This is a genomic window from Bacillus bingmayongensis, from assembly GCF_000299035.1.
Taxonomy (GTDB): domain Bacteria; phylum Bacillota; class Bacilli; order Bacillales; family Bacillaceae_G; genus Bacillus_A; species Bacillus_A bingmayongensis.
Map to the genome: position 1 here is coordinate 802880 of NZ_JH921517.1, position 26256 is coordinate 829135.

Consider the following 26256-nt stretch of genomic DNA (forward strand, 5'->3'; position numbering starts at 1 on the left):
ATCTGAGAGGAGAGGGTAATATTGGAAAGAATACCATTATTAAATAATCCTGAGAAAAATATATTAATAAGAGTTATTATGAGCAGTATGATCGCGCTGCTATTAATAGTTTGTCTTTTTTTATCTTTGAGGATGTTTGGCTTAGAGGGAGCTAAAATTTATATGAATCAAAAGCTGCCTCTAGCTATTAGTTACGTTCTTTTGTGGGGGGGGAGCAATATATTTAACACTCTCTTACAAAGGAATAGGTGAAAGAAGGAAGCTAAAGTCACTAGTTTATGTATTTGCGGTATTATTCATATTAGCAAATACAATGAGTGTATTTCTAATGTATATGCAGAATGAACTAAATGTATTCAAGACAGTGGATTGGCTGTATGGACATGTGGCACATTTTATGTTTAGTTTTGTGCTCATTTATATCATGTATATTTTGACGTATGCTTTGAGTGGCAGTGTATTTTTTAGTAGTGTTTTCACAAGTATTTTATTTCTTGTATTTTCTACTATTAACTATTTAAAAATTTTCTTTAGAGGAGATCCATTTTATCCATCTGATTTTACCCAAATTGCTCATTTGCAATCTGTAATACCAATGGTAATGGATTCTATTCATACAAAGTCTATATGGATAAGTATATTAGGAATAGTATGTAGTATTTTGCTTATCATGTATCTTCGCAAGTACATTAAACCCATAAAAATCCATTTGGTAATAAGAATGATTATCAGTATCAGTTATATGTGGATTTTCTATATATATGCGAATTATTCTGATAGCTTTGTAGGAAAATGGTTTCAAAAATGGGATGTAAATTTTGTCTTGTGGGACCAATGGGCCAATTACACTGAAAATGGTACGATTTTAGGATTTATTAGTAATTTAGATACAACAGTTGCTAAAGAGCCTGATGAATATACAAAAGACAATGTCATCAAAATTGCAAATAAAATAAAGAACAATTATAAGCACAATGTTGCGAGTGAGAAACAAGTGGACAAGCCAAATGTTATTCTTATAATGAGTGAGTCATTTTGGGACCCAACGAAATTAACAAATCTTACTTTTAGTGAAGATCCCCTGCCAAATCTTCATCATTATATAGGTGAGTTCCCAGCAGGACAAACGATTTCACCAACATTCGGTGGTAATACTGCAAATACCGAATTTGAAGCATTAACGAGTTATTTCTATGAGTTTTTTAAATCCAGGATCTATACCGTATCAGCAAGCGATTCCGAAAAAGAAGGAAATACCATCTATTGTTAGTGAACTCAAAAAAAATGGTTATCATGCGACAGCAATTCATGCATTTGGCCGAAATTTCTTTAAGCGTGATTACGTATACAGTATATTAGGATTTGATAAATTTAATGCATATGATACGATGAAGCATAAGGAACAAGATGGAGAAGGGTATGTTAGTGATGTATCTATGAGTAAGGAAATTATGGATGAGTTAAAAGCTGAGAAGGAACCTACTTTTATTCATGCTGTGACGATGCAAAATCATTTTCCATTTTCTCCAGGAAGATATGAAGAAACGAGAACAAAGATTGAAGGATTAAATGAAGAGTCGAAGGCGCAATTAGAAGAATACACAGAAGGCTTGAGACGATCAGATGAAGCACTTCAATATTTAATCGAAGAAATCAATGCTTTATCAGAACCGACTTTGCTGGTGTTCTTTGGAGACCATCTACCAGCATTAGGAGTAAATAAATCGATTTATAAAGAGGCTGGATATATAAATGCGGAGAAAACGGTACAGGAAAGATTGGCTATGTCAGAAACTCCATTGCTAGTTTATGCGAATTTTCCATTGCAAAATGATGATTTAGGAATGGTGAGTCCGATTTATTTTTCAAATATGGTATTTGATTATATAGGAATCAATAAGTCGCCATTCTATCAATTTTTATCCAAATTGCAAGAGGAAATCCCTGTGTTAAAAGATGATTTAAAAGTGAATCGGGATGGAGAAAAGATAAATTTAAATGCAGAGCAAAAAGAAATGTTAAAGCAGTATCAATTAATTCAATATGATTTATTAATTGGAAAACAATATAGTAAAGATATATTATTTTCATAATTGGAATGTCAAAAAGACTGTGGAGAAATTTCTCTCCACATCTTTTTTGTCTGAGGTCCTTGTGATTTGTTAACACTGATAAAAAGTAATGAACAGATATGAGATAAGTTATGAGCCAATACTTATACGGGGTATCATCTCATAGATATTTAATGCTATAATTGGTGTACTCGTGGAGGCAGTATGTTTATATATGGACGAAGATCAACATTAAGAAGGTGATAAAATGAAGCATAATGAAAATGAAGCAGCTACTACCCATAGGTCGGATAAAGAAAAAGAACAAATCATGAATCGGTTAAAGAGAATTGAAGGGCAAGTACGTGGTATCCAAAACATGATTGAAAATGACCGCTATTGTGTGGATATTTTAGTGCAAATTTCAGCTATTAATGCTGCGATGAAGAAGGTTGGTTTAGGAATACTTAAAAATCATACAAATCATTGTGTGTCTAATGCTATTAAAGATGGTAATGGAGACGAAGCAATTGAAGAGTTAATGACAGTGTTTGAACGATTCTCAAAAGCGTAATGAAACAAGCTAGTGATTTTAACTGGCTTGCCCACATTAACGGAATGAAAAAACAGCCTTCTCATAAGCGAGAAGGCTACTTTTTTATTATTTTACTGCTTCTTTTAGTTCTTTACCAGCTTTAAATGCAGGTACTTTTGAAGCTGCGATTTGCATTTCTTCACCTGTTTGTGGGTTACGGCCTGTACGAGCAGCTCTTTCACGAACTTCGAATGTACCGAATCCGATAAGTTGTACTTTTTCACCAGCAGCTAAAGTGTTTGTGATAGACTCTACTACAGATTGTACAACTACAGTAGCTTCTTTTTGAGAAATTTCAGCTGTTTGTGCTACATTTTTAATTAATTCTGTTTTATTCATTTCTTCACCTCATATGTAAATAATGCTATTTAAGTTGTTATTATAACGTATAAAAGAGAAGAGAACAAGTGTACTGTGAGTTTTCTATTAAATTCTTTTTGTTAAGCAGTTACAGATTTTTTCTTTAATTCAGTTGTTTTATTTTTTGAGTGTCCTTGTTTGTTATAAGCTAAGAAGTATGGTAAAGCTACAAATAGCATACCACCGACTAAGTTTCCAAAGAAGACGACAATAAAATTCGGTAAGTATTCCATCCAAGTTAGATGCCCTGCAAAGATGGCGGCTGGAATCACAAACATATTGGCAACAACATGTTGAAAGCCAATTGCAACAAAGGTCATAACAGGGAACCAAATGCCAATGACTTTTCCAGTGAATTCTTTACTACTCATACTTAACCAAACCGCTAAGCAAACGAGCCAGTTACACCCAATAGCAGAGATAAATGCTTGTAATGGTGTATCATGGAGTTTTGCTTGAGCGATAGATACGGTTTTTGCTAAAAATTGTCCCTCTGTTAATCCAACGATGTGGCCGAAAAAATAAGCTACAAATATAGCGCCAACAAAATTACTAATTGTCACAATTAGTAAATTTTTTAATACCTTAGAGAAAGAGATCTTTTTTGAAAACCAAGCAATTGATACGGTCATCATATTACCGGTCACTAGTTCACCACCGGCAAGGATAACTAGGATTAGACCGATAGGGAAAACAGCTGCTCCTAGAAAACTAGTAAAAGATCCCCAAGATTTTGGCATTGTTCCAATAACGTGAATATCAAGTAAGTAACCTAACGCGATGAAAGCGCCGCCAAAAAAACCCAGAATTAACATGGGTAATAGTGGTAAAAGTGCTTTTTTTTGACCTGAAATTGCGGCCAATTCAGTAACTTCTTGTGGTGTATAGACAGACATAAATACTCCCTCCATATTTTGATAAATTACTTCATTTCCATTCATGAGTTTTTCCGCCTCATTGATAGTTAATTTGATAAATCTGTTGGAATAAGCAAAGCCCGTCGATTAAGGGTTTTCTTTTCTCAGAACGTTAAGATGATATTTTTTCGGAATATACATAAAAAAACACCAAAAATGAGACTCATCTTGGTAAGTAAAAGTAGGGATTACTTAGAGTTGTTCTGTAGAATCTTTCATCAACAATGAAATATGAATAAAAAGTACACACATTGCATATTGTGTCGATAAATTCATGTTACATAATTTTAATAATTTTGTCAATTCGTGGTAAAGAATTCAAGTGAAATAGATGATAGTGTACTCAAAAAAATGAAAGGCATACGGTGTAATGTTTATATGTGAGTAAGTATAAGAGATTTGTTTTTTCTATAAAATAATAAAATTGACTATTATACAAACCTAGACCATTAATAGAAAACATACATAAGGTATAGCATATGAGTTTTTAAAACTCTAAAATTTTTATAAAGAGGAGAATGTAAAATATGAGTGAAAAATGTCCAATTAACGTACCATGTCAAGTTCCAGGCCAAACTCAAATTCCACTTAATGATTCAGATGCACCAGCTATTGTTAGACAAAGTGCACGGGTAAAAATCCCGGTTGTTTTGGCAGAGAGAACAATTCAAATTGTCGTAGAAGCAAATATTGACCTTTGCCCTGCAGCAGTTGAAATTAAACGCGTGTTAAAGGATGTATTTTTAACACAATGTAAACTTGTACCAGTTGCGTTCCAAGACTTTAATGAAACAGGATACCGTGAAGTAACGCGAGCAAAATTATTTGTAGAAGGCTATATTCGTAAAAATATTGAATATGCTACTGAGGATTGTAATGGAAGCCTTCAATATCGAACTGCGAATGTTCCATTTTCTGGTTTTGCTGATTTAACTGAAGATGACTTCATCACTCTTCCACTTATCGCTGCTGGTTCCGCAAATAGATCACAATTCATTAATCCTAAAGATGGCGATTTCCCTCGTTTGGATAAGTTTTTCTTTGAAAATACTGTTTTCTATAATGAGCAACCGTTTTGTGAATTAATACGTGCAGATTTCTTTGAATTAGATTTCGCTCCATGCCCTACACCTATAAATAAAGAATTTGATAAGATTCGTGAAAAAGTAGTATTAGATCTTACTTTGAAAGTTTTACAAACTCAGCAAGTAGAAGTTTCATAATAAAAAAGACATCATCTTTCATATGAAGATGATGTCTTTTTTATTGTTATAAAACATATATAATGTTGAAACGGTTATGTATATTTGAAAAATACATATTAAAAAAAATCATCAGTTAGGAAGTGATTGATGATGAATAAACCATGGATGGGTAATAAAATCAGTGATAAATTTTTTTCTGAGCATAAAATAATCTCGAGGCTGAAGGGGAAAGAAAATCCATTTTCAGAAAGTGCAGTGGAAGAAAGTTCACCTTCAGAGATTGGGATAGAAGAAAACCCATTTTTAGAGAGTGAAGGGGAAGAAAGCTCATATTCTGAGATTAAGATGGAGGGAAGTACACCTACAACACCAATTGTAAAAATCCCGGTTGTATTAGCAGAGAGAACAATTCAAATTGTTGTGGAAGCGACTATTTCATTGGATCCTTTGGCGCTTGAAATTAAACGTGAGTCAAAAAATATATTTTTAACACACTGTAAGTTAGTTCCTGTAGCGTTTACGTCAGTACCAGGTACGAATTATCGCCGGGTCATAAAAGCAAAACTATTTGTAGAGGGCTATATTCGAAAAAGCATTGAATATGTTGCCGATCAGTGTAATGGATTATTGTATAATCGAATTGTTAATATTCCGTTTTCTAGATGTTTAGATTTGACAACAGGTGATTTTAAAATCCAGCCTTTATTGGTAGCTTTTTTAGATACTACATCCCATTTTATTAATCCTAAGGGGCATTTAATGCGGTTAGATAAAACTTCCTTTGGAAATTCAGTTTTTTATAATACACAACCGTATTGTGAATTAGTCAGATCTAATTTTTATGAGTTTGATTTTTCACCATGTTTGACAAACTTGAACAAGTCATGTAGCAAACTTCGTAAAAAAATCGTACTAGATCTTACTTTGAAAATCTTACAAGTACAGCAAGTACAAGTTTAAAAAATAGACAGACATCGTCTTTTTATAATAAAAGTTGATGTCTTTTTTTTTATTATAAAACATATATAATGTTGAAACGATTATAGGTTTTAAATAATACATATGTCTTTCAATTCATCAGTTAGGAAGTGATTGACGATGAATAAGCCATGGATTGGTAATGAAATGATAGATAAAATTTTTTCTGAGCATAAAAGGACCCCAGAGCTGGAAATAGAAGAAAAGTCTCCCTCAGAGATGGAGTTAGAAGAAAGTTCTCCCCCAGAGCATGAGGTTGAGGAAAGCTCACCTTCAGAGATCGAGAGGGAAGATAATTCACCTTCTGAATTAAAAGCAGGAAGGCTAGGACGTTTGATGACAGTGAGAATCCCCTTTTCTACTATTGCTGAAGTGACTGGTTTTTTAATCTCGCCTATTATGAATAGCACGAATGAAGAAGCATTTGTATTTCAAAACGAAGAGAATGAAACATTTCGTGAGTTAGATACAAGGTTGTTAGCTACAGTACATCATTATAACGAACAGCCATATTGTCGTTTAATTTCTTCAAAACTTTTTGAAAAGAGGATTTTTCTAGAATTTTCGAGTGAGAGTTATATAAAACATAGCGGGAAAAATCAGTTAGAGCAATCTTTTTGGGTTCCAATACACAATTTGAATTCAAAGCAGAGAAACGAAAAAAAAAGCAGTAACTATGTAACGACGAAACTGCCAGTTGAAATAGGAAAGTATAAAACGGAAATTAGTTTAGAAGAAAGAGTGATGTTTCAAGAAGAAGTAGAAATTAAAGAAATTTCACAAGAAATTGTTTTAACAGATAGTAAATTTTTTGCTCAAAAAGTTCTAAACGCAAAAGAGCATTCAGTAACAATTGAAAAAGGAAAATTGTTGGTAGAAGGCTATGTTGTGCAGCGCATTGAGTATACAATAGGGTGTTCTAATGAGCAAAGTAATGAATCATTTAGGTATCAGTTACTACAAAAAATGGTGCTCGAATTAATCGTTCAATTATTGCAAGAACAAGAAGTGAAAGTGGAAATTATATAAACACTATTTCCATAGTGTGTATAAATGTTTTTCTTGACTTTTTATAAAAGGGCGAGGAAAATGATAAAAAAAGAAGGAGGGGAATGATGGAAGAGTACGTATTAGAGCTTTATAATGTATTGTATACGACCGATTGGCAAGATATTGTTTCGTTTCTTGGGATTTTATTTTGTTTGAAATTCGTAATCTTGTACATGGAAGAGCAAGGTATGTTCTATTCCTTCTCGTCTCCTTCCGATATAGAGCAGGAATCATTGCTTAGCTATGTCAATATAAAGCAGATGGAACTTCCTTTTATTACATTTTTTATGATTCGGTTTATAACAGTAATTGTGAAGAAAAAAGAAGACAAAGAAGGAGATTGCTATCCGACTTGTAATGCAGCGTATTGTTTATAAGCTATATACAAGGAGGAGAATAATATGTGGTTTCGATTTCTTATGATTGGTTTCTTTTCATTAACAGCGATTTCTTTAATGGGATATCAAATATCAGAGATTTTTCAAGCATATAGTGACATGTTTTTTAACAAAAACTAAACGAATTGCTATTTCAATAATAAAGCGATAAAATCCTTCTTGAGAAGTATGATTAAGAAGGATTTTTTCTTTGTTCGATGCCAGTGTGTCAAAGTATTGTCACATTTGCACTGTGAATAATATGTTAAAATAGTGAGGTTAATTGTACATATGTAGAAGAGGAAGAGGGAGTGAACAATTTGACGGATCGATTAACTAATCAGAAGAGCTATGCTCCTATTGTGATAACGCTTTCTGTGGTCGTCAATGCGATTATTTTATTTTTGTTTTTTGGACCTGTTGGTTACAAAGGAGAAGTACATTTTGATGTAACAATTTTGCCGATGTTAAATGCAATTTTTAATAGCTTTACATTTGTATTTTTATTGGCAGCACTGTTTTCTATCATTAAAAAGAATGTAAAGATGCATCGAGGTTTTATTCTTGCAGCATTTACAACAACATTGTTATTTTGTGTTTCCTATTTAACGTATCATTACTTGGCACCAGCGACGCATTTCGGTGGAGAAGGAGTAATTAAATATGTGTACTTCTTTATTTTACTTACGCATATTTTCCTTGCAGCAATTATCGTACCGCTTGCATTATTCTCGCTTGTATATGGTTTTACAAATCAATTGACTCGTCATCGTAAGATTGTACGTTGGACAATGCCAATTTGGCTATATGTAAGTCTTTCTGGTGTTATCGTTTACTTAATGATTTCACCGTATTATCAATAAAAAAATCTCAGCCTTTTGGCTGGGATTTTTTTATTCCGCAATTATCAGACAGTAATATCCACACCTCAAGATTTAGAGAAAGGTGAAGTGATTGCTGAGAGATAACTCTCACTGATGGAAGTTTCACTTTATGAAGCAAATATTTTTGTGAAATGAACAAAATATGTTATACAAAAGTATAGTAGCTTTTATATTGAAAGGGTGGGGAGAGAATTATGCAAAATTTTGTGTTTCGTAATCCGACAAAGCTTATTTTCGGTCAAGGGCAGTTAGAGCAATTAAAGGCAGAGATTCCTCAGTATGGTAAAAAAGTTCTTCTCGTATATGGCGGGGGGAGTATTAAACGAAATGGTATATATGATAATATAATCTCTATCTTAAAAGAAATTGATTCAGAAATTTTTGAGTTAACAGGTGTTGAACCGAATCCACGCTTATCAACTGTAAACAAGGGAATTCAAATCTGCAAAGAAAATGATATTGAATTTATTTTAGCTGTCGGTGGTGGAAGTGTGATCGATTGTACGAAAGCAATTGCCGCAGGTAGTAAATATGATGGTGATGTATGGGACATCGTGACAAAGAAAGTATTTGCAAATGAGGCTTTACCATTTGGGACAGTACTAACTCTTGCAGCGACAGGTTCTGAGATGAACGCAGGTTCTGTTATTACAAATTGGGAAACGAATGAAAAATATGGATGGGGCAGTCCTGTTACTTTCCCGCAGTTTTCTATTTTAGATCCAGTGCATACAGTTTCTGTCCCAAGAAACCAAACCATTTATGGTATGGTTGATATTATGTCACATGTATTAGAACAATATTTTCATCAAGGTACAAATACAGAATTACAAGACCGTTATTGTGAATCTATTTTAAAAACAGTTATTGAAACAGCTCCAAAACTTTTAAACGATTTAGAAAGCTATGAGCACCGAGAAACGATTTTATATTGCGGAACAATGGCGTTAAATGGCATTTTAGCAATGGGAGTCCGCGGTGATTGGGCAACGCATAATATTGAGCATGCTGTTTCAGCTGTATATGATATTCCACATGGTGGTGGCTTAGCGATTTTATTCCCAAATTGGATGAAGCATGTTTTAGATGAAAACGTAGAACGCTTTAAACAATTCGCGGTGCATGTGTTTAATGTAGAGACAGAAGGAAAAATGGATAAGGAAATTGCCTTAGAAGGAATCGAAGCCTTGCGAAGTTTTTGGATATCAATTGAAGCACCGTCTCGTTTAGCTGATTATGAAATTGGAGAAGAGAAAATTGATGTAATGGCTGAAAAAGCAATGGTTTATGGTGAGTTTGGTCATTTTAAAAAGTTAAATAAACAAGATGTGATAGCGATTTATAGAGCTTCATTGTAAAGGATAAAGATAATTTGAAAAACCTTCTTGCTACGTATCAAGAAGGTTTTTTTGATTGTTATTGAGCGGTTAGTGATTTATTTTGAATGAATTTGATTGTTTATGATTGATTTTTGAATTCGGTTTCATTATAATGTAATCAAAGAAGAGGTGAGTGATATGTTAACTCCTGAACGTCATCAGCTAATTTTACAGCTTGTGAAAGAGAAAAAAGTAGTGAAATTACAACAGTTGGTGGAAGAAACTAAAAGTTCAGAATCAACGATCCGTCGTGATTTAGCGCAATTAGAAAAAGAGCGTTTATTAAAAAGAGTACATGGCGGTGCTGCTGTATTAACTGGAAAAGGTGAAGAGCCTACGATGGTTGAAAAATCGGCCAAAAACATTCAAATGAAAAAGAAAATCGCTAAACATGCTGCGGTTTTTGTAGCAAAAGGTGATTGTATTTATTTAGATGCAGGAAGTACAACTTTTGAAATGATTCCATATTTAATAGATAAAGAAGTTACAGTTGTGACAAATGGACTGATGCACATTGAAGCGTTAGTTGAAAATAATATTCGTGCTTACTTGCTTGGTGGGATGATGAAGAGTCGGACAAAAGCATTAATTGGTGCAATGGCACAGGAAAGTATGCAGCAGTATCGATTTGATAAGTGTTTCTTAGGGGCGAATGGTGTGCATGAACAGCTTGGATATACAACACCGGATCCTGAAGAAGCATTGCTAAAAAAAATAGCATTAACATTAGCCAATGAAGGTTATTTTTTAATAGATGAAAGTAAATTTGCGGAAGTTGCATTTGCGAAAATTGCAAGTATTGAAGAAGCGACAATTATTACAAATGTGTTAGAAGAAGAGCAAGAAGAATATAAGCGAAAAACAAATGTAATTGAGGTTGATAAACGATGATTTATACAGTTACTTTAAATCCATCGATTGATTATGTTGTACAAGCAGAGTATTTCAATCTGGGAACTGTCAATCGAGCGGAACAAGATATGAAATTTCCTGGTGGGAAAGGGATTAATGTATCCCGTGTGCTTCATCGGCTTGGAATAGAGAATACAGCGCTTGGTTTTATAGGTGGATTCACAGGCCAATTTATTGAAGATGTTTTGAAAAGTGAAGGCGTTAAGACGAATTTTGTTCATGTAGATGGAGATTCACGCATTAATGTGAAAATAAAGGGACAGGAAGAAACAGAACTGAATGGGCAAGGGCCTGTTATTACGGATGAACAGCTCGGTCAGTTGATGAAAAAAATTGAAAAAATGCAGGCTGATGATTATCTTGTATTAGCTGGCAGTATTCCAGCGTCAATTCCAAAAACATTTTATGAAACAATTGCTACTTTTGGAGCAGAACGTCACATTAACGTTATTGTTGATGCGAGTGGAAGTGTGCTTCAGCATGTAATTCAAAATAAGCCATTTTTAATAAAGCCAAACCATCATGAGCTTGGAGAGTTATTTGGAAAAAAGCTTTCAACAATAGAAGAAATTATTCCATATGGTAAAAAGTTAATTGAGCAAGGTATACAGAATGTAATTGTTTCTATGGCAGGAGATGGAGCTTTATTGTTTACAAATGAAGGAGTATATGAGGCAACCGTACCAAAAGGAACAGTTATCAATTCTGTTGGAGCAGGTGATTCTCTTGTTGCTGGTTTTGTGGGGATATATGAAAAAATGAAAGATGTTGAAGAAGCATTTCGCTATGGCGTAGCAACGGGAAGTGCAACAGCTTTTTCAGCGGATTTATGTACGAAAGATAAAGTAGAGGAATTATTATCGCAAGTAATGATTACAAAGCGGTAGGGGGAACAGAATATGAAAATTACAGAGCTTTTAAAAAGGGATACAATTATCATGGATTTGACAGCTTCAGCAAAAGAGGCTGTCATCGATGAATTAGTAGGGAAACTAGAAAAGGCAGGGAGATTGAACAGTCAAGCGGAATTTAAAGAGGCCATTTTACAGCGTGAAATGCAAAGTACAACTGGAATTGGTGAAGGAATTGCTATTCCACATGCAAAAACAAAAGCGGTCAAACAACCAGCTATTTGTTTTGGACGCAGTGTAAGCGGTATCAACTATGATTCGCTTGATGGACAACCAGCTCATTTATTCTTTATGATTGCGGCTAGCGAAGGAGCAAATAATACACATTTGGAAACGCTATCTCGCTTATCTACGATGTTAATGGACGAAACTTTTCGTAAACAGTTATTAGAAGCAAAAAGTGAAGAGGAGCTTCTTGAATTGTTCGATGAAGAAGAAAATGAAAACGAACAAGAAGATGAACTTAGTGAAGTAACAAAGCCCGAAGGAAATGAACCGTATGTACTAGCGGTAACAGCTTGTCCGACTGGTATCGCTCACACATATATGGCCGCGGATAGTCTAAAGGCGAAAGCAGCGGAATTGGGAATTGCGATTAAGGTCGAAACAAACGGTTCTACTGGTGTGAAAAATGGGTTAACAAAAGAAGATATTGAGCGTGCAACAGCTATTATTGTTGCCGCAGATAAGCAAGTAGAAATGAATCGCTTTGCTGGAAAGCATGTGATTCAAGTACCAGTTGCAGATGGTATTCGGAAATCAGAGCAGTTGATCCATCAAGCTGTGAATCAAGAAGCTCCAATTTTTAAAGGAATAAAAGAAAGTGGAAAAGTAGAGGGAACAGAGAAGGAAAAAGGATTTGGTATTTATAAGCATTTGATGAGCGGTGTAAGTAATATGCTACCGTTTGTTGTCGGTGGTGGTATTTTAATTGCACTAGCCTTTTTCTTCGGTGGGATCGATACTAAAGGACCGATTGCAGAAACGTTAATGTCAATTGGTGGTAAAGGGGCGTTCCAATTCCTTGTTCCGATATTGGCTGGGTTTATTGCGAGTTCTATTGCGGATCGTCCAGGGTTTATGCCTGGTATTGTTGGCGGTTTTTTAGCAGCGCAAGACAATGCAGGATTTTTAGGTGGATTAATTGCTGGTTTCTTAGCTGGATATATTGTACTTGGTTTAAAGAAAATATTAGCAGGTTTACCAGCGCAATTAGAAGGAATTAAACCTGTTTTATTATATCCGGTACTGGGTTTGTTACTTACAGGGTTATTAATGTTGAAAGTTGTAAACCCTCCTGTTGTGGCATTAAATGAGGCATTAACGAGTTGGTTAAATGGGTTAGGTGGTGCAAATGCTATATTATTAGGACTTATTTTAGGTGGAATGATGGCTGTTGATATGGGAGGCCCTATTAATAAAGCAGCATTTACATTTGGGATTGCTGCAATTGAGGCTGGAAACTTTGGTGTGCATTCCGCTGTTATGGCTGGTGGAATGGTACCTCCGCTTGCGATTGCCTTTGCGACGACATTCTTTAAAGCGAAATTTACAGAAGCAGAGCGTAAATCAGGTTTTACAAACTATATTATGGGAGCATCATTTATTACAGAAGGGGCAATACCATTTGCAGCAGCTGATCCAATTCGTGTGATTGTCAGTTGTGTTGTTGGCTCAAGTCTCGCTGGTGCATTATCGATGTTATTTGGAATTACATTGCCAGCGCCACACGGTGGAATATTTGTCATATTATTAGTAAATAAACCAGTTTTATATATTCTTTCTATATTAATAGGTTCTGTAGTATCGGCTCTTATGCTAGGGGGATGGAAAAAGAAAATTTCATAAAACTCAAAAAGGACAGCTGCTTAACTATTAAATAGACTAAACTTGGAAGAGGATATTATGTTCAATATATGAGCATATATCCTCTTTTCTTATACATATCAGATAAGTTATACAGATATTAAAAATACAGTTCAATATGTATATAATATTTAGAAAAGTATGTACACTTAAGGTGGAGGACGTATCCCATAGTGGGATGCGTCGTGAGGTCTTTAGACCGAGCGTTAATATCTTTTTAGGGGTGAAGTACTATGAGGGTGCAAGAGGTTGTCTTAGAGAATAACAGCAAAAGATACATATTACTGGATCAAGAAGGATTCCCTGTAATGCCAGTTATGAAATATATAAAGTATTTAGATAAGACAGGGAAAAGACCCAATACTCAAAAAGCATATTGTTACTCCTTAAAACATTTTTATACCTACTTAGAAGAAACAAACAAAGATTACAAGTTTATTAGATTAGAAGATTTAGTTGACTTTGTAGGGTGGTTAAGAAGCCCCTATCAGAGTTCAAATGTCACTCCTCTCCAACAAAAGAAAGCAAAGCGAACGGAAAAAACAATTAACCATACAATTACCGTTATAGCAAACTTCTATGAATACCTCTATCGAAATGAAGAAGTACAAAATGACATGATGGAAAAGTTAATGAAGCAAGTATTTACAGGAGGATACTCACGTTACAAAAGTTTTTTACACCATGTTAATAGGGACAAGCCATCAAACAGAAACATATTGAAGTTAAAAGAACCACGCAAAAGAGTAGAAACCCTCACAAAAGAACAAGTACAACAAGTATTACAAGCAACTACTAATATACGAGATAAATTCTTAATTCAGCTGTTATTTGAAACGGGATTGCGTATTGGAGAAGCTCTCTCTCTTTTCATGGAGGATTTTGTTTATGACCATAAAAAAGGGCATCGGATTCGTTTGGTGGAACGAGGGGAATTAGAAAACGGTGCGATGTTAAAAACAGGAGAACGTGAAATTTATGTATCACCATCCTTAATGGATTTATATGATGATTACTTGTATGAAGTGCTTGATGAATTAGAATTGGATTCAAACTTTGTTTTTGTAAAACTGAGAGGAAAAGATGTGGGAAAACCAATGGAATATTGGAACGTTGAGTCTCTATTTAAGCGTTTAAAAAAGAAAACAGAGATAAGCCTACATCCTCACCTATTTCGTCATACACACGCTACAATTTTCTACCAGAAAACAAAGGATATTAAGCAAGTACAAGAACGATTAGGACATTCTCAAATTCAAACAACAATGAACCTATACCTACATCCTTCGGATGAAGATATTAGAGAAGATTGGAATAAAGCACAGTCCGAATTTAGCATAAATAAAAATAATTGAGAGGAATTATTGCATGAAACAAATCAAAAATGTTCAGGTAGAAAACATAGACTTTCACGAAGGTTTACAACGAGAACTTTCAGCTTATAACGAAAAAATAATACATGTAGATGGTTCTGTTTCCATTGAACAAGTAACTAATCCTTACTTCTTAGTTAATGACGAATGGAATATTAACTTTATCGGTGGAATCAAGCAATTCGAAGAATTGATAGCAAACCATAACTTTCCAGCCAAAAATGTTCGTTTTCGATTTTGCAATCCTTCAATCAATTTAGAAGTGAAATATGTCTATTATCAGCAATTGTTTAACGATTTATGGACAATTAAGACTATATTTAATGGTAATAATGCACCGTTAAAACGAATGTCGGAATTCTTAAACGAAAAATATGCCAAACAATCATCCCTATTGGAGTTGGATATCGATAAAACTGAAAAAGAGTATTTGTTTTGGTTGCATAATAAAGGAATTAAAACTCATTATAATCGAAAAAAATTCAATTATGATAGTTATATTAAAACCCCAGTAGCCGGTTTTCTAAGAACTATTTATACTACACTCTCCCAATACACTGATAAACAAGATGGATGGGAAAAAGATAGATGGGATGTTCGTATTTTACATGAGAAATACGATATTAATTATAACAAAAGCAGGCCCAACTATTACCTCGATTTCTCAAAGATTGACAGAAAGGTTCAAGAACAAGTAAAAAAGTATGTTAAACAGCGATTGCTTAGCAAAAATAATTTTTCATTCGGTAGAGCAACGATTTATCAGAATTACTTATCAAAGTTTTTTACTTTTATATTTTCATTAGAACCAGCATGGAAGAATTTAAAGCCTTTAAAAAGAACACATATTGAAAAGTATATTAAACACTTACATGAATACGCTAAAAATAATTTAAAACAACGGAACTCGCATCCTGAGCTATATATAAATACAGCATTGTCAATCTTACAAAAGTTTCTTGAAGATATTCAGCGATATGAATACGACATTGCGCCTGAAACGCCTGTACGATTATTGATTTTTCCAGAAGATAAACCGAAGTTAAGAAAAAAATCAATTGATCAAATTGACTATATACCTGACTATGTATTAGAGCAACTCTTTACTCAACTCAATGATCTACATAGTGATGTTATACCGGTGATATGGATTGCTTTTAAAACAGGACTTAGAATTTCTGATGTATTAGGTTTAACTTCTGATTGCTTAGTAAAACTCAATGGAAAATATTCTATTGAAACGGATATTGAAAAAACATATGTAAAAGGGCATAGAATTCCAATTGATGATGAATTAGCAAATATTCTAGCGGTCCTTATCGAGAAATCCAAAAAACTTAGCAATCAAGACAACAATCCCGAAGGGTATGTTTTTGTTCGTTATCGTGGTACACGAAAAGGTAAACCATTTACCCAAGGTTTTATTAGAGATTATTTAAATCAATTAGCACATCAAAAAAACATTAAGGATGAAAATGGCGACTTATTTCACTTCAAAACTCACCAGTTCCGACATACTTATGGAGTAAAAATGTTGAATGGTGGCGCGGATATTCTAACAGTACAAGAGTTATTGGCTCACTCATCACCTGAAATGACCCTACGGTATGCAAAGCTATTAGATGATACAAAAAGAAAAGCATTTGAGTCAGTCATAAAGCAAGGTGTTTTTAGTTTTGACTTAAATGGTGAAGTACAAGAAATTAAAGCAGGAGAAGATATTCCAACAGATATATTGGATGCCTTATGGCAGGATCATAAGTTAAATGCGATGGACAACCCTTATGGAACGTGTCACGCTCGATTAAATGGAAGTTGCCCTCATATGGAAGCACCACCTTGTCTTACTTGTGGTGTTAACCAAACACCATGTAAGGATTTAGCAGTTGGCTTTTCAAAATTAGATAAACAAAAGTATAAACTGCACATTAAAACAACCAGGAAGGCAATTGAAATAGCAAAACAACGAGGTCGAGAAGATATCGCGGAGAAGAACGAAAAGAATTTACTACGTTACCAAAACATTTTAAATACCCTCCAAGAAGGAAATGTTATCTTTGGTAGACAAGACCGCATGAAACGAAAGTTAGGTGTTAAACATGGCTGAATATGACCGTTCTGCACATTTGAAAGTAATTCATGCCAAACGTAAAGCAAATACCCATAAAAAAGTAGATGAAGCCATTAAAAGGCTTATAGAGGCAAATGAAAAAATAAACTTTAACAGTGTATCTAGCGAAGCTGATGTATCAAAAGCAACACTCTATAACAACAAGAGCTTTCGTTCGAGAATTGAAACATTACGAAATCAACAGTCACAAGTGCCTACACCGAAACAAGTAAAGCGAGAAATGAATGAAAGTAACAAGGATGCCCTGATCGCTTCCCTAAAAAGGAAAAATTAGCAATTGGAAGATGAAAATAAGCAATTAAGAGAGCAAATGAAAGTAGCTTACGCAGATGTATATAAGAAGTTATAGTCAATAGGAGAACGTCGTTCTCCTTCTCCAACAATCGGGCCATTTAATTGAATAAGACTACACAAAAAGTCGCTTTCCTTACGTAAGGGAAAGCGACTTTTTAGATTGATTTCCCCCTTGTTATCAAGCTTTTTACTTTAAGTTTCTTTGACTGATTTTGAAAATGTCGTTGACTATTCAGTTGAACTGTATTATGTTATTATTAAGTTGAACTATATAGTCAAACTGAATAGAGGATGAGGATATGAAACATAAATTATTACCGTTGTCTGAAACCATGCATTATATTTTATTAGCTATGCGTGAGCCACTCCATGGCTATGCCGTAATGCAGAAGATAGAAAAGATAAGTAACGGTACTGTTATTTTAGCAGCTGGTACATTATATGGTGCGATTGAAAACTTGAATAAGCATGGTTGGATTGAGCCTGTTGGAGAGTCAGGTCGGAGAAAAGTTTATATGATAACTGCGGAAGGAAGTGCCATTTTGAAAATGGAACAAAACAGGCTATTGCATATTTTATCCCTGTACGAAGGAAGTGAATCGAATGAAGAAATTTAAGATGTTTTTTGATATTGAAAAAGAGGAGCAATGGCTGAACGAGCAATTACAAAAAGGCTATCGTTGTACAAATATTAGTGGATTAGGAATATACACTTTCGAAAAAACTGACAAGAGATATGTTATGCGACTTGATTATCAAGATTATTTACCTAAGAAAAAGTTGGTTGAATACAAAGGGATATATAAGGATTTCGGTTGGAACTATATAAAGGGGGCCTGGCTTAGTGGAATACGGTATTGGCAAAAAGAAGATGATGATCAAAATGAAATCTTCTCGGATCGCCAATCAAAGGGTAATTATTATAAAAGATTAATGGGTTATTCATTTTGGTTGGGTACGCTGTGTTTAGCTTATTCTTATATGTTTTACAAGGATTCGGGATTATATCATGAAGGTCTTTGGAATATGAAAGATTCATTATTTTGGAAGGCATTTTTATTTGAAACTCCATTTGTCCTTGTGAAGTTGTCTCCCACACTTCTGTTTGTTTTTTTTGGTATCAGTTTCTATAAAGTTTATCGAAAGTATTCAATGTTAAAAGAAAAATAATGCGAGGAGATTAATTATGAACTGTTTTTAATTCAAAGAAGTAATTGAGGATAATGTATCTACCACAGTCGGGCGCGATTGTGGAATAAGAAAGGAGATTACATATTAGTCATATAAAATATGTAATCTCCTTTAATTTATTTATCTTTTTTTAATTTAGGTCTTGATAATGAAAGGATAGCTGTCCTTTTTGAGTTTTAATGTCAGCTATATACGAATATTAAAATACAAAAGATTTATTGCATAAAAAGACATAATGTAACTGGAATTTGTAATGTTTCAGTGTTTTTTTGTAACAAGATGGTAATACTATTACTTTTATTGCAAAAAAATATGACTTTTTAAAAGAAAAAAACGATTGAAACTCTTGAAAATACATATAGAATACTATTTTCTTTTATTCTATTTTATATTACAAAGCATTAATGATTGATTACGAATCGTTTGTAATTGTGTGATATCTTAAACCTCTTAAAAAACTGTTGCTATAATGAGGACACGAAAACAAAGCGAATGGAGGCTATTCATGAAAAAATTAATTGGTATAGCAGCGGCAGCGGTTTTTGGTCTTGGGATTTTCACTACTTCTGCACAAGCAGAAACTGTTGTAACAACAGAAGTATTAAATGTACGCGAGAACCCAACTACTGAATCACAAGTTGTAGGTAAAGTATTAAATGGTCATAAATTAGATGTTACAAATACAGAAAACGGATGGTCACAAATCAAATTAAATGGTAAAGACGTATTCGTAAGTGCAGAATTCACAAAAAGCATTTATTACGTAACAGCAAACGTATTAAACGTACGTGCTGAAGCGAACGCAAACTCAGAAATTCTTGGTACGCTTAAGAAAGACGATATGATTAAAACAACGAACCAAGTACAAAATGGGTGGTTACAATTCGAATATAACGGGAAAACGGCTTATGTTCATGTTCCTTTCTTAACAGGTACAGCACCTGTTATTGAAAAACAAGAAACGCCAGCTCCAGCTAAAGCTGAAGCACCTGTTAAAGCTCAAACTCAACCTCAAGCGCCAGTAGCACAAGAAAAACCGGCTCCTAAGCCAGCAGTAAAAGCAGCAACAACAAATGCTCCTGCAGGTGGTCGTGAGCTAACAGTTGAAGCTACAGCATATACAGCTCATCCGAGCGAAAATGGCACATATGGCGGTCGTGTATTAACTGCAATGGGTCATGACCTAACAGCAAATCCGAACATGAAAATGATCGCTGTTGACCCGAAAGTGATTCCACTAGGATCAAAAGTATGGGTAGAAGGATATGGAGAAGCAATCGCTGGTGACACTGGCGGTGCAATTAAAGGTAACTGTATCGACGTTCTAGTTGGCTCTGATTCAGCTGCTAACAAATGGGGACGTAAATCTGTTAAAGTGAAAATTTTAAAATAATGCTATTGTTGTTAAAAAATAAATCCAGCATTCAAATATTGAGTGCTGGTCTTTCAGGCTGTTGGGAATTTCCTAACAGCCATTTTGTTATTTAAAATTTGTTAAAATGGATATACAGTTCGCCCTGTAATAATCTTATATGCACTGTAAAATTGGGTTTGTGCATATTGTTTAGTTGGTTCGTCTAAAATTTGGTTATTGAATAATGTATGAAAGGAACGTAGTAAGCAGGTTAAAGCGAAATATAATTCTTCTTGTGAGCAGTTCTTTTCTTTTAATGCTGTTGCTAAAATGAGTTCTTCCGTTAATGTTGAAAAATTAATAGCAGCTTGTCCGATTTTCATTATATCCTCTCCAATCTTACTTTTTATCATGTATATGTATCGTTGGACAAACTATGTCAATTTTATCTCGCTATTTGCGGGCAGTAAGACCCCCACCTCAAGATTCAGAGAGAAACGAGGAAGATAGGTGGGGACAACTGACCGTAAATGCCCGATTCGTTCAACTAACTATCAGTGGTGGATGAAGAAACCCCCACTGATGGAAGTTTCACTTTATCTCGCTATTCGGGGGTAGTAAAATCTTCACCTCAAGATTCAGAAAGAGGGGAGGAAGATAGTTGGAGGAGAGAATCTCTAGAAAAGCCTGATTGGTTAGGCGTGAAAATCAGTGGGGGAAGAAGATGATCCTACTGGTTAAGGTTTTATTAATCATTCTTATTTTGGAATTTTATTTACCGTATTGAAAGAACTTGCATTGTGACTATTAAAATTGGTAAGATTGGATATAATGATCAGATGGATAAGATTACATAAAGAGAGTTGAAGTATATGGGAGAACTGCAACGTGAAAAAGTTGCTGTCATCATCGGACCGACTGCGGTGGGAAAGACAAAATTAAGCATTGATCTTGCAAAAGCGTTAAATGGTGAAATCATTAGCGGAGATTCGATGCAAATTTATCGTACGATGGATATCGGGACAGCTAAGGTAACAACGGAAGAAATGGAAGGAATTCCGCATTACATGATCGATATTAAAAATCCAGAAGATTCATTTTCTGTGGCGGAATTTCAAGAGCTTGTTCGAGGCCATATTCGAGAAATTACAGAACGCGGGAAACTACCAATTATTGTTGGGGGTACCGGTCTTTATATACAATCAGTTTTATATGACTATCAGTTTACAGATGAGGCTGGAGACCCTGTATATCGAGAGAAACTGGAAAAACTAGCGACAGAACATGGTGTAGAATATGTACATAAGAAGCTGCAAGAGGTAGATCCAGAAAGTGCGAGTCGTATTCATGCGAATAATGTAAGGCGTGTCATTCGAGCTCTAGAAATTTTCCATACGACAGGGCAAAAGATGAGTGATCAACTTGAAAAGCAGGAAAATGAGTTGCTATATGATGTTTCGTTAATCGGCTTGACTATGGATCGTGAAATGTTATATGATCGCATCAACTTGCGTGTCGATCTTATGGTCGGACAAGGATTGTTGCAAGAAGTGAATACTTTATATGAAAATGGAGTCCAAGATTGCCAATCCATTCAAGCAATTGGCTACAAAGAATTATATAATTATTTCGAAGGGCATATTTCGCTAGAAGAAGCGATAATGCGATTAAAAACGAATTCACGTCGCTATGCAAAACGTCAACTAACATGGTTCCGTAATAAAATGGATGTGACATGGTTTGATGTTACCGACGGTGAAAAAACAGCAGAAATTTTGCGATACATAGAAGGAAAGCTACAACTAAAGTCGAATAATAAGTAAGTAGAGAAAAAGAGGAGGATTCGACATGAAGCAATCAATCAATATTCAAGATCAGTTTTTAAATCAACTCCGTAAAGAAAATACGTTTGTGACGCTGTACTTATTAAATGGTTTCCAGCTTCGTGGATTAATTAAAGGGTTTGACAACTTTACAGTTTTATTGGAAACAGAAGGTAAGCAACAGCTTATTTATAAACATGCTATTTCCACATTTGTTCCGCAAAAAAACGTTTCAATTGAATTAGAGTAGAAAAAATTGTACATATCAAAAAAAGAGCGAGAAATTCGCTCTTTTTTATTTTTATTTTGCATTAATGGGCAGTAACCCCCACTAATGGAAGTGTCACTTTATATAATGTAGAAACCCTTTAATGAATGCGGAAGATAGTGAGTTTAACAGTGGTATTGCCTGTATCGGGAATAGTAATTGTATTAGCAGTAGATTGAATAGTAATCGTATTTCGGGCTTTCAATGTTTCAATTGTGGAAAATGTAATTGAACTTCCAATTGCATTTGCTGAAAAGTTATCAGAAGGTATGTTGCCATTAATGGAAATGCCAAAGCCGAAGGGAGCTGAACCTGAAAATATTGTTGAAGCTGAAAAGTCAATGACATATACACCATCTTCAAGTATTGTGATTGTGTCTGTTGCATCGAAGTGTATGTTATTTATGTTAGAAGTAAGATTGAACCGGACGTTTTGATTGGGTTTTATAGTTTGTGGAAGTGTATTTTTTAGTACAGCTGTAGTTACCGGAAAGTTAAATCCTTGAGGCCCTCGCTCGCCCTGAGGTCCTTGTTCGCCTTGGGGTCCTTGTTCGCCCTGAGGTCCTTGTTCGCCCTGAGGTCCTTGTTCGCCTTGAGGCCCTTGTTCGCCTTGGAGTCCTTGTTCGCCTTGAGGCCCTTGTTCACCCTGAGGCCCCTGTTCGCCTTGGGGTCCTTGTTCGCCCTGAGGCCCTTGTTCGCCTTGGAGTCCTTGTTCGCCTTGAGGCCCTTGTTCACCCTGAGGCCCCTGTTCGCCTTGGGGTCCTTGTTCGCCCTGAGGCCCTTGTTCGCCTTGGAGTCCTTGTTCGCCCTGAGGCCCTTGTTCACCCTGAGGCCCCTGTTCGCCCTGAGGTCCTCGCTCGCCTTGAGGTCCTTGTTCGCCCTGAGGTCCTTGTTCGCCCTGAGGCCCTTGTTCGCCCTGAGGTCCTTGTTCGCCTTGAGGTCCTTGTTCGCCCTGAGGTCCTTGTTCGCCCTGAGGTCCTTGTTCGCCCTGAGGTCCTTGTTCGCCTTGAGGTCCTTGTTCGCCCTGAGGTCCTTGTTCGCCCTGAGGTCCTTGTTCGCCCTGAGGTCCTTGTTCGCCTTGAGGTCCTTGTTCGCCTTGGAGTCCTTGTTCGCCTTGGGGCCCTTGTTCACCCTGAGGCCCCTGTTCGCCTTGGGGTCCTTGTTCGCCCTGAGGCCCTTGTTCACCCTGGGGTCCTTGTTCACCCTGAGGCCCTTGTTCGCCTTGGGTACCTTGTTCGCCTTGAGGTCCTCGCTTACCCTGAGGTCCTTGTTTGCCTTGAGGCCCTCGTTCGCCTTGGGGCCCTTGTTCACCCTGAGACCCTTGTTCACCCTGAGGCCCTTGTTCGCCCTGAGGCCCTTGTTCGCCTTGGGGTCCTTGTTCGCCTTGGGGTCCTTGTTCGCCCTGAGGCCCTTGTTCGCCTTGGGGTCCTTGTTCGCCTTGGGGTCCTTGTTCGCCCTGAGGCCCTTGTTCGCCTTTGGGTCCTTGTTCGCCCTGAGGCCCTTGTTCGCCCTGAGGTCCTTGTTCGCCCTGAGGCCCTTGTTCGCCTTGGGGTCCTTGTTCGCCCTGAGGCCCTTGTTCGCCTTGAGTTCCTTGTTCGCCTTGGGGTCCTTGTTCGCCTTGAGGTCCTATCTCACCTTGAGGCCCTTGTTCGCCTTGAGGTCCTATCTCACCTTGAGGCCCTTGTTCGCCTCGAGGTCCAGTCATTCCAATTGGCGCAATTTGTAGTGAAGTAATTTGTAAATTTTTTATTTGCACGATGATTTTTTTGAATACACGATGATTGATTTTAAATAATTTAGTGGTATACAGTAAAAAGTTGAGCAAGTTTTGTAATTCAATATATGTTGCATTTGCTACAAAAGGCTGATTTTCCAAAATAGTAATTAAATTTTCGACAATTGCGATGCCGGTTTCTCGCTGTGTAAGTGTTAAGTTTAAGCGTTCCAGGAACCCTTTTATTATTTCTAATAAGTTTATAAATTCTTTTATGTTAGATTGTATTGGATAGGAAAATACAGCTGGAATAATATTAGTTAAGTCACTTAAAGTATCGGAAAAAAGATTTAAGTATAATTCAGGAATAGGGGTATAATGAACTGCCGGAATACGGAGAGGTTGTGTTGGGAAATACGGTTTTGAAGTCTTTTTCAGATTATCGTTAAAATGAGACATTAAAATTCTCCTTTCTAATTTAGATGCTGAAAAACCTATCATAGTAGATGCAAGTTAAATATAAAAAGGAATAGGGGAACGGGCTGTTTGTATGAAAAATAGTAAAAACGCCTATTTATGAGGCGTTTTCTTTTTGTTTTGCGTATTGATAATACCTTTTTAAGGAAATTTTTGATTTAAAACCAACACGTTTCATGATTTCTTGTTCTGGAATGTGCTGCTCAATTAAACGTAAAATAAAAGTGTTCCGAAAGTGTTGACCAGAAATTCCTTTGCGTAAATTTGCTCGAGCTACTTCAAGACGAATCATTTTTTGAACAGCTATTTCTGTTAGTGCTTTTGGGGCATCGTTTTCGTACACCCAGCGATATGTGTTACGGTTGAAATCAAATGCTACAAACAGTGGGTCATCACTATGGTATTTGGGACGAACTGGTTCAGGGATTTTTTTATAATAGTTATATAGTTGTTTTTTGTCGTTGTGAGTTAAATTAATGGTTCTTTCAACACCTGCTACAGCTGGGATGGAAATTGTATTTGTTTCAAAATGAACGTGATGCATATTTAATGATACAAGTTCTTGTAGGGATAAGCCGTAGTCAATGAGTAAATTCACAATAGAAATATTACGATCCATTAGTAAGGGACGGACAGGACGTTGCTTCTCTGATAATCCTTCTAATGAAGTCAGGGTATGTTTTAAGCGTTTTTCGTCCTCTTTTGAAATGAAATCTTCATCGCGTAACGCACGATTAGGTTGGATGACGAGTTCCATATCCTTTAATGGATTTGGGAGGTTTAAAAACTGATATAGTCTATTTAAGACAATAAATACACGGTGCATTGTTTTTTCAGAGTAATGTCGTTTCTTTTTTAAGTCGGAAAAATAATCTTCGTAGTCTTTTGTACAAAGTGTAGCCCATATATTACTAGAGGAAAGCTTTTTATTTTTTTTTAACCAATTCCCAAAATCTTCAATATCATAGACGTAACGTTTGATGGTTGAGGGTTTTCGACCTTTATTTAATAAAAAGGCAGAAAAAGCTTGTACCGTATCATGAAGATCCTTTGTTTCCATATTCCCACCACCCTGTTTTTTCTTATATTATAGCAAATTTTTCTGAAAATAGTTATTTATAGGGGAAGTGGAAATATTAATAATACTATTTGGTGAGTTGATAAAAGAGGTGATTGTATGGAACAATCGATGCGAAAGAAAAATAATAATCAAATTAATATCGTGTTAAATCACCGGAAAAAATTTTCAGTACCTGCTTCAGAAAATAAGCCGATAATTTCAAATGAAACTTCTACGAAGCATGAGATGCTGCAGCGAATCGAAGAGGAAATGGGTAAACTTATTGGAATGGAAGATATAAAAAAAATAATAAAAGAAATTTATGCATGGATTTATGTGAATAAGAAAAGGCAAGAAATCGGTTTGAAGTCAGAAAAGCAAGTGCTTCATATGTTATTTAAGGGAAATCCGGGAACAGGAAAAACAACTGTTGCAAGAATGATTGGGAAATTATTATTTGAGATGAATATTTTATCAAAAGGGCATTTAGTCGAAGCAGAACGCGCGGACCTTGTGGGAGAATATATTGGGCATACAGCTCAAAAAACAAGAGATTTAATTAAAAAAGCCATGGGAGGAATATTGTTCATTGATGAAGCGTATTCGTTAGCGCGTGGTGGAGAGAAAGATTTTGGAAAAGAAGCGATTGATACACTTGTTAAACATATGGAGGATAAGCAGCATGGATTTGTTTTAATTTTAGCGGGATATTCAAGAGAAATGAATCATTTTCTATCTTTAAATCCAGGATTACAATCGCGCTTTCCGTTTATTATTGAGTTTGCGGATTATACAGTAAATCAGTTGCTCGAAATTGGAAAGAGAATGTATGATGAACGAGAATATCAGTTATCAAAAGAGGCGGAGTGGAAATTCCGTGATCATTTACATGCGGTGAAATATTCATCACAAATTACATCATTTAGTAATGGGCGCTATGTCCGGAATATTGTTGAGAAATCCATTCGTACGCAGGCGATGCGCTTACTACAAGAGGATGCATACGATAAATATGATTTAATTGGGATATCAAGTAGTGATTTAACGCTTGAAGAAGAGACGCACAGTTCATAAACTGTGCGTTTG

Annotated in this window: 24 protein-coding genes and 3 pseudogenes; 20 read left to right on the forward strand and 7 right to left on the reverse strand. The window is 35.5% G+C overall.

The window, feature by feature from the left end; translation table 11 throughout:
• Window positions 1–78: 78 nt before the first annotated feature.
• Window positions 79–2093: pseudogene (locus tag Y7E_RS29540) on the forward strand (LTA synthase family protein).
• A 226-nt stretch (window positions 2094–2319) separates the two neighbouring features.
• Window positions 2320–2625 (forward strand): metal-sensing transcriptional repressor, encoded by a 306-nt coding sequence (locus Y7E_RS0111200; RefSeq protein ID WP_017151346.1) that lies wholly within the window; start codon window positions 2320–2322, stop codon window positions 2623–2625.
• Between the two features lie 87 nt (window positions 2626–2712).
• Here Y7E_RS0111200 and Y7E_RS0111205 read toward each other — a convergent pair whose 3' ends face one another.
• Both Y7E_RS0111205 and Y7E_RS0111210 read right to left on the reverse strand, forming a co-directional pair.
• Window positions 2713–2985, reverse strand: a complete 273-nt coding sequence (locus Y7E_RS0111205; RefSeq protein ID WP_003199316.1) for an HU family DNA-binding protein — start codon at window positions 2983–2985, stop codon at window positions 2713–2715.
• A gap of 101 nt (window positions 2986–3086) precedes the next feature.
• Window positions 3087–3902, reverse strand: coding sequence for a formate/nitrite transporter family protein (locus tag Y7E_RS0111210; protein ID WP_026049177.1), 816 nt, complete (start codon window positions 3900–3902; stop codon window positions 3087–3089).
• A 548-nt stretch (window positions 3903–4450) separates the two neighbouring features.
• Between Y7E_RS0111210 and Y7E_RS0111215 the strand changes: the two genes are divergently transcribed.
• The 15 genes and pseudogenes from Y7E_RS0111215 to Y7E_RS0111290 all read left to right on the forward strand — a co-directional run bounded on the left by Y7E_RS0111215 (window position 4451) and on the right by Y7E_RS0111290 (window position 19867).
• Window positions 4451–5146, forward strand: coding sequence for a CsxC family protein (locus Y7E_RS0111215; RefSeq protein ID WP_017151348.1), 696 nt, complete (start codon window positions 4451–4453; stop codon window positions 5144–5146).
• 327 nt (window positions 5147–5473) lie between these two features.
• Window positions 5474–6088, forward strand: a complete 615-nt coding sequence (locus Y7E_RS0111220) for a CsxC family protein (protein WP_237741383.1) — start codon at window positions 5474–5476, stop codon at window positions 6086–6088.
• Window positions 6089–6226: 138 nt separating this feature from the next.
• A complete protein-coding gene (locus Y7E_RS0111225; RefSeq protein WP_017151350.1) occupies window positions 6227–7135 on the forward strand; it encodes a BC_2427 family protein in 909 nt (302 codons plus the stop codon).
• 86 nt (window positions 7136–7221) lie between these two features.
• The gene (locus Y7E_RS0111230) at window positions 7222–7533 is read left to right on the forward strand and encodes a hypothetical protein (RefSeq protein ID WP_017151351.1); all 312 of its coding nucleotides are present in this window, start codon (window positions 7222–7224) and stop codon (window positions 7531–7533) included.
• Between the two features lie 320 nt (window positions 7534–7853).
• Window positions 7854–8396, forward strand: coding sequence for a DUF420 domain-containing protein (locus Y7E_RS0111240; protein WP_017151353.1), 543 nt, complete (start codon window positions 7854–7856; stop codon window positions 8394–8396).
• 215 nt (window positions 8397–8611) lie between these two features.
• The gene (locus Y7E_RS0111245; protein WP_017151354.1) at window positions 8612–9775 is read left to right on the forward strand and encodes an iron-containing alcohol dehydrogenase; all 1164 of its coding nucleotides are present in this window, start codon (window positions 8612–8614) and stop codon (window positions 9773–9775) included.
• Window positions 9776–9934: 159 nt separating this feature from the next.
• On the forward strand, window positions 9935–10687 hold the full coding sequence (locus tag Y7E_RS0111250) for a DeoR/GlpR family DNA-binding transcription regulator (protein WP_017151355.1): 753 nt from the start codon (window positions 9935–9937) through the stop codon (window positions 10685–10687).
• Entirely contained in the window at window positions 10684–11595 is a 912-nt protein-coding gene (gene pfkB, locus Y7E_RS0111255) for a 1-phosphofructokinase (protein ID WP_017151356.1), read from the forward strand. The genes Y7E_RS0111250 and pfkB overlap by 4 nt, the downstream gene beginning before the upstream one ends.
• A 12-nt stretch (window positions 11596–11607) precedes the next feature.
• Window positions 11608–13467, forward strand: a complete 1860-nt coding sequence (locus tag Y7E_RS0111260; RefSeq protein ID WP_017151357.1) for a PTS fructose transporter subunit IIABC — start codon at window positions 11608–11610, stop codon at window positions 13465–13467.
• A gap of 251 nt (window positions 13468–13718) precedes the next feature.
• Complete coding sequence (locus Y7E_RS0111265; protein WP_017151358.1) at window positions 13719–14840, forward strand: tyrosine-type recombinase/integrase; 1122 nt, start codon at window positions 13719–13721, stop codon at window positions 14838–14840.
• 13 nt (window positions 14841–14853) lie between these two features.
• Window positions 14854–16965 (forward strand): tyrosine-type recombinase/integrase, encoded by a 2112-nt coding sequence (locus Y7E_RS0111270; protein WP_017151359.1) that lies wholly within the window; start codon window positions 14854–14856, stop codon window positions 16963–16965.
• Window positions 16958–17338, forward strand: a pseudogene (locus Y7E_RS29545) (DUF6262 family protein). The gene Y7E_RS0111270 and the pseudogene Y7E_RS29545 overlap by 8 nt, the downstream one beginning before the upstream one ends.
• A 244-nt stretch (window positions 17339–17582) precedes the next feature.
• Window positions 17583–17900 carry a PadR family transcriptional regulator gene (locus Y7E_RS0111280; protein ID WP_017151361.1) on the forward strand — a complete coding sequence of 106 codons (318 nt, stop codon included), beginning with the start codon at window positions 17583–17585 and terminating at the stop codon, window positions 17898–17900.
• On the forward strand, window positions 17887–18453 hold the full coding sequence (locus Y7E_RS0111285) for a DUF2812 domain-containing protein (RefSeq protein ID WP_017151362.1): 567 nt from the start codon (window positions 17887–17889) through the stop codon (window positions 18451–18453). The genes Y7E_RS0111280 and Y7E_RS0111285 overlap by 14 nt, the downstream gene beginning before the upstream one ends.
• Before the next feature lie 526 nt (window positions 18454–18979).
• On the forward strand, window positions 18980–19867 hold the full coding sequence (locus Y7E_RS0111290; RefSeq protein WP_017151363.1) for a cell wall-binding protein EntA: 888 nt from the start codon (window positions 18980–18982) through the stop codon (window positions 19865–19867).
• Between the two features lie 101 nt (window positions 19868–19968).
• Here the strand turns inward: Y7E_RS0111290 and Y7E_RS0111295 are convergent, their stop codons facing one another.
• Window positions 19969–20205, reverse strand: coding sequence for a hypothetical protein (locus Y7E_RS0111295; RefSeq protein ID WP_026049179.1), 237 nt, complete (start codon window positions 20203–20205; stop codon window positions 19969–19971).
• Between the two features lie 495 nt (window positions 20206–20700).
• Between Y7E_RS0111295 and miaA the strand changes: the two genes are divergently transcribed.
• Together miaA and hfq are read left to right on the forward strand one after the other, a co-directional pair.
• Entirely contained in the window at window positions 20701–21651 is a 951-nt protein-coding gene (gene miaA, locus Y7E_RS0111300; protein ID WP_017151365.1) for a tRNA (adenosine(37)-N6)-dimethylallyltransferase MiaA, read from the forward strand.
• A gap of 25 nt (window positions 21652–21676) precedes the next feature.
• Window positions 21677–21901, forward strand: a complete 225-nt coding sequence (gene hfq, locus Y7E_RS0111305; RefSeq protein ID WP_000813896.1) for an RNA chaperone Hfq — start codon at window positions 21677–21679, stop codon at window positions 21899–21901.
• Window positions 21902–22019: 118 nt separating this feature from the next.
• On the opposite strand, the gene Y7E_RS35015 is transcribed toward hfq, so the two are convergent.
• The 4 genes and pseudogenes from Y7E_RS35015 to Y7E_RS0111315 form a co-directional block, all read right to left on the reverse strand.
• Window positions 22020–22367, reverse strand: a complete 348-nt coding sequence (locus Y7E_RS35015) for a Gly-Xaa-Xaa repeat protein (protein WP_422666714.1) — start codon at window positions 22365–22367, stop codon at window positions 22020–22022.
• A 35-nt stretch (window positions 22368–22402) separates the two neighbouring features.
• Window positions 22403–23248, reverse strand: a complete 846-nt coding sequence (locus Y7E_RS34285; RefSeq protein WP_237741366.1) for a hypothetical protein — start codon at window positions 23246–23248, stop codon at window positions 22403–22405.
• A 409-nt stretch (window positions 23249–23657) separates the two neighbouring features.
• Window positions 23658–24134 (reverse strand): annotated as a pseudogene (locus Y7E_RS34290) (collagen-like repeat preface domain-containing protein); the annotation flags it as partial.
• Window positions 24135–24207: 73 nt separating this feature from the next.
• Entirely contained in the window at window positions 24208–25170 is a 963-nt protein-coding gene (locus tag Y7E_RS0111315) for a tyrosine-type recombinase/integrase (protein ID WP_017151367.1), read from the reverse strand.
• Window positions 25171–25287: 117 nt separating this feature from the next.
• On the opposite strand from Y7E_RS0111315, the gene spoVK reads away from it, so the two are divergent.
• Window positions 25288–26244, forward strand: a complete 957-nt coding sequence (spoVK, locus tag Y7E_RS0111320; RefSeq protein ID WP_017151368.1) for a stage V sporulation protein K — start codon at window positions 25288–25290, stop codon at window positions 26242–26244.
• Window positions 26245–26256: the final 12 nt, after the last annotated feature.

What these genes read in the sequence shown, in the direction of transcription:
- Y7E_RS0111200 (WP_017151346.1), top strand. Translation starts at nt 2,320, where the DNA reads ATGAAGCATAATGAAAATGAAGCAGCTACTACCCATAGGTCGGATAAA.
- Y7E_RS0111205 (WP_003199316.1), bottom strand. Translation starts at nt 2,985, where the DNA reads ATGAATAAAACAGAATTAATTAAAAATGTAGCACAAACAGCTGAAATT.
- Y7E_RS0111210 (WP_026049177.1), bottom strand. Translation starts at nt 3,902, where the DNA reads ATGTCTGTCTATACACCACAAGAAGTTACTGAATTGGCCGCAATTTCA.
- Y7E_RS0111215 (WP_017151348.1), top strand. Translation starts at nt 4,451, where the DNA reads ATGAGTGAAAAATGTCCAATTAACGTACCATGTCAAGTTCCAGGCCAA.
- Y7E_RS0111220 (WP_237741383.1), top strand. Translation starts at nt 5,474, where the DNA reads ATGGAGGGAAGTACACCTACAACACCAATTGTAAAAATCCCGGTTGTA.
- Y7E_RS0111225 (WP_017151350.1), top strand. Translation starts at nt 6,227, where the DNA reads ATGAATAAGCCATGGATTGGTAATGAAATGATAGATAAAATTTTTTCT.
- Y7E_RS0111230 (WP_017151351.1), top strand. Translation starts at nt 7,222, where the DNA reads ATGGAAGAGTACGTATTAGAGCTTTATAATGTATTGTATACGACCGAT.
- Y7E_RS0111245 (WP_017151354.1), top strand. Translation starts at nt 8,612, where the DNA reads ATGCAAAATTTTGTGTTTCGTAATCCGACAAAGCTTATTTTCGGTCAA.
- Y7E_RS0111250 (WP_017151355.1), top strand. Translation starts at nt 9,935, where the DNA reads ATGTTAACTCCTGAACGTCATCAGCTAATTTTACAGCTTGTGAAAGAG.
- pfkB (WP_017151356.1), top strand. Translation starts at nt 10,684, where the DNA reads ATGATTTATACAGTTACTTTAAATCCATCGATTGATTATGTTGTACAA.
- Y7E_RS0111260 (WP_017151357.1), top strand. Translation starts at nt 11,608, where the DNA reads ATGAAAATTACAGAGCTTTTAAAAAGGGATACAATTATCATGGATTTG.
- Y7E_RS0111265 (WP_017151358.1), top strand. Translation starts at nt 13,719, where the DNA reads ATGAGGGTGCAAGAGGTTGTCTTAGAGAATAACAGCAAAAGATACATA.
- Y7E_RS0111270 (WP_017151359.1), top strand. Translation starts at nt 14,854, where the DNA reads ATGAAACAAATCAAAAATGTTCAGGTAGAAAACATAGACTTTCACGAA.
- Y7E_RS0111280 (WP_017151361.1), top strand. Translation starts at nt 17,583, where the DNA reads ATGAAACATAAATTATTACCGTTGTCTGAAACCATGCATTATATTTTA.
- Y7E_RS0111285 (WP_017151362.1), top strand. Translation starts at nt 17,887, where the DNA reads ATGAAGAAATTTAAGATGTTTTTTGATATTGAAAAAGAGGAGCAATGG.
- Y7E_RS0111290 (WP_017151363.1), top strand. Translation starts at nt 18,980, where the DNA reads ATGAAAAAATTAATTGGTATAGCAGCGGCAGCGGTTTTTGGTCTTGGG.
- miaA (WP_017151365.1), top strand. Translation starts at nt 20,701, where the DNA reads ATGGGAGAACTGCAACGTGAAAAAGTTGCTGTCATCATCGGACCGACT.
- hfq (WP_000813896.1), top strand. Translation starts at nt 21,677, where the DNA reads ATGAAGCAATCAATCAATATTCAAGATCAGTTTTTAAATCAACTCCGT.
- Y7E_RS0111315 (WP_017151367.1), bottom strand. Translation starts at nt 25,170, where the DNA reads ATGGAAACAAAGGATCTTCATGATACGGTACAAGCTTTTTCTGCCTTT.
- spoVK (WP_017151368.1), top strand. Translation starts at nt 25,288, where the DNA reads ATGGAACAATCGATGCGAAAGAAAAATAATAATCAAATTAATATCGTG.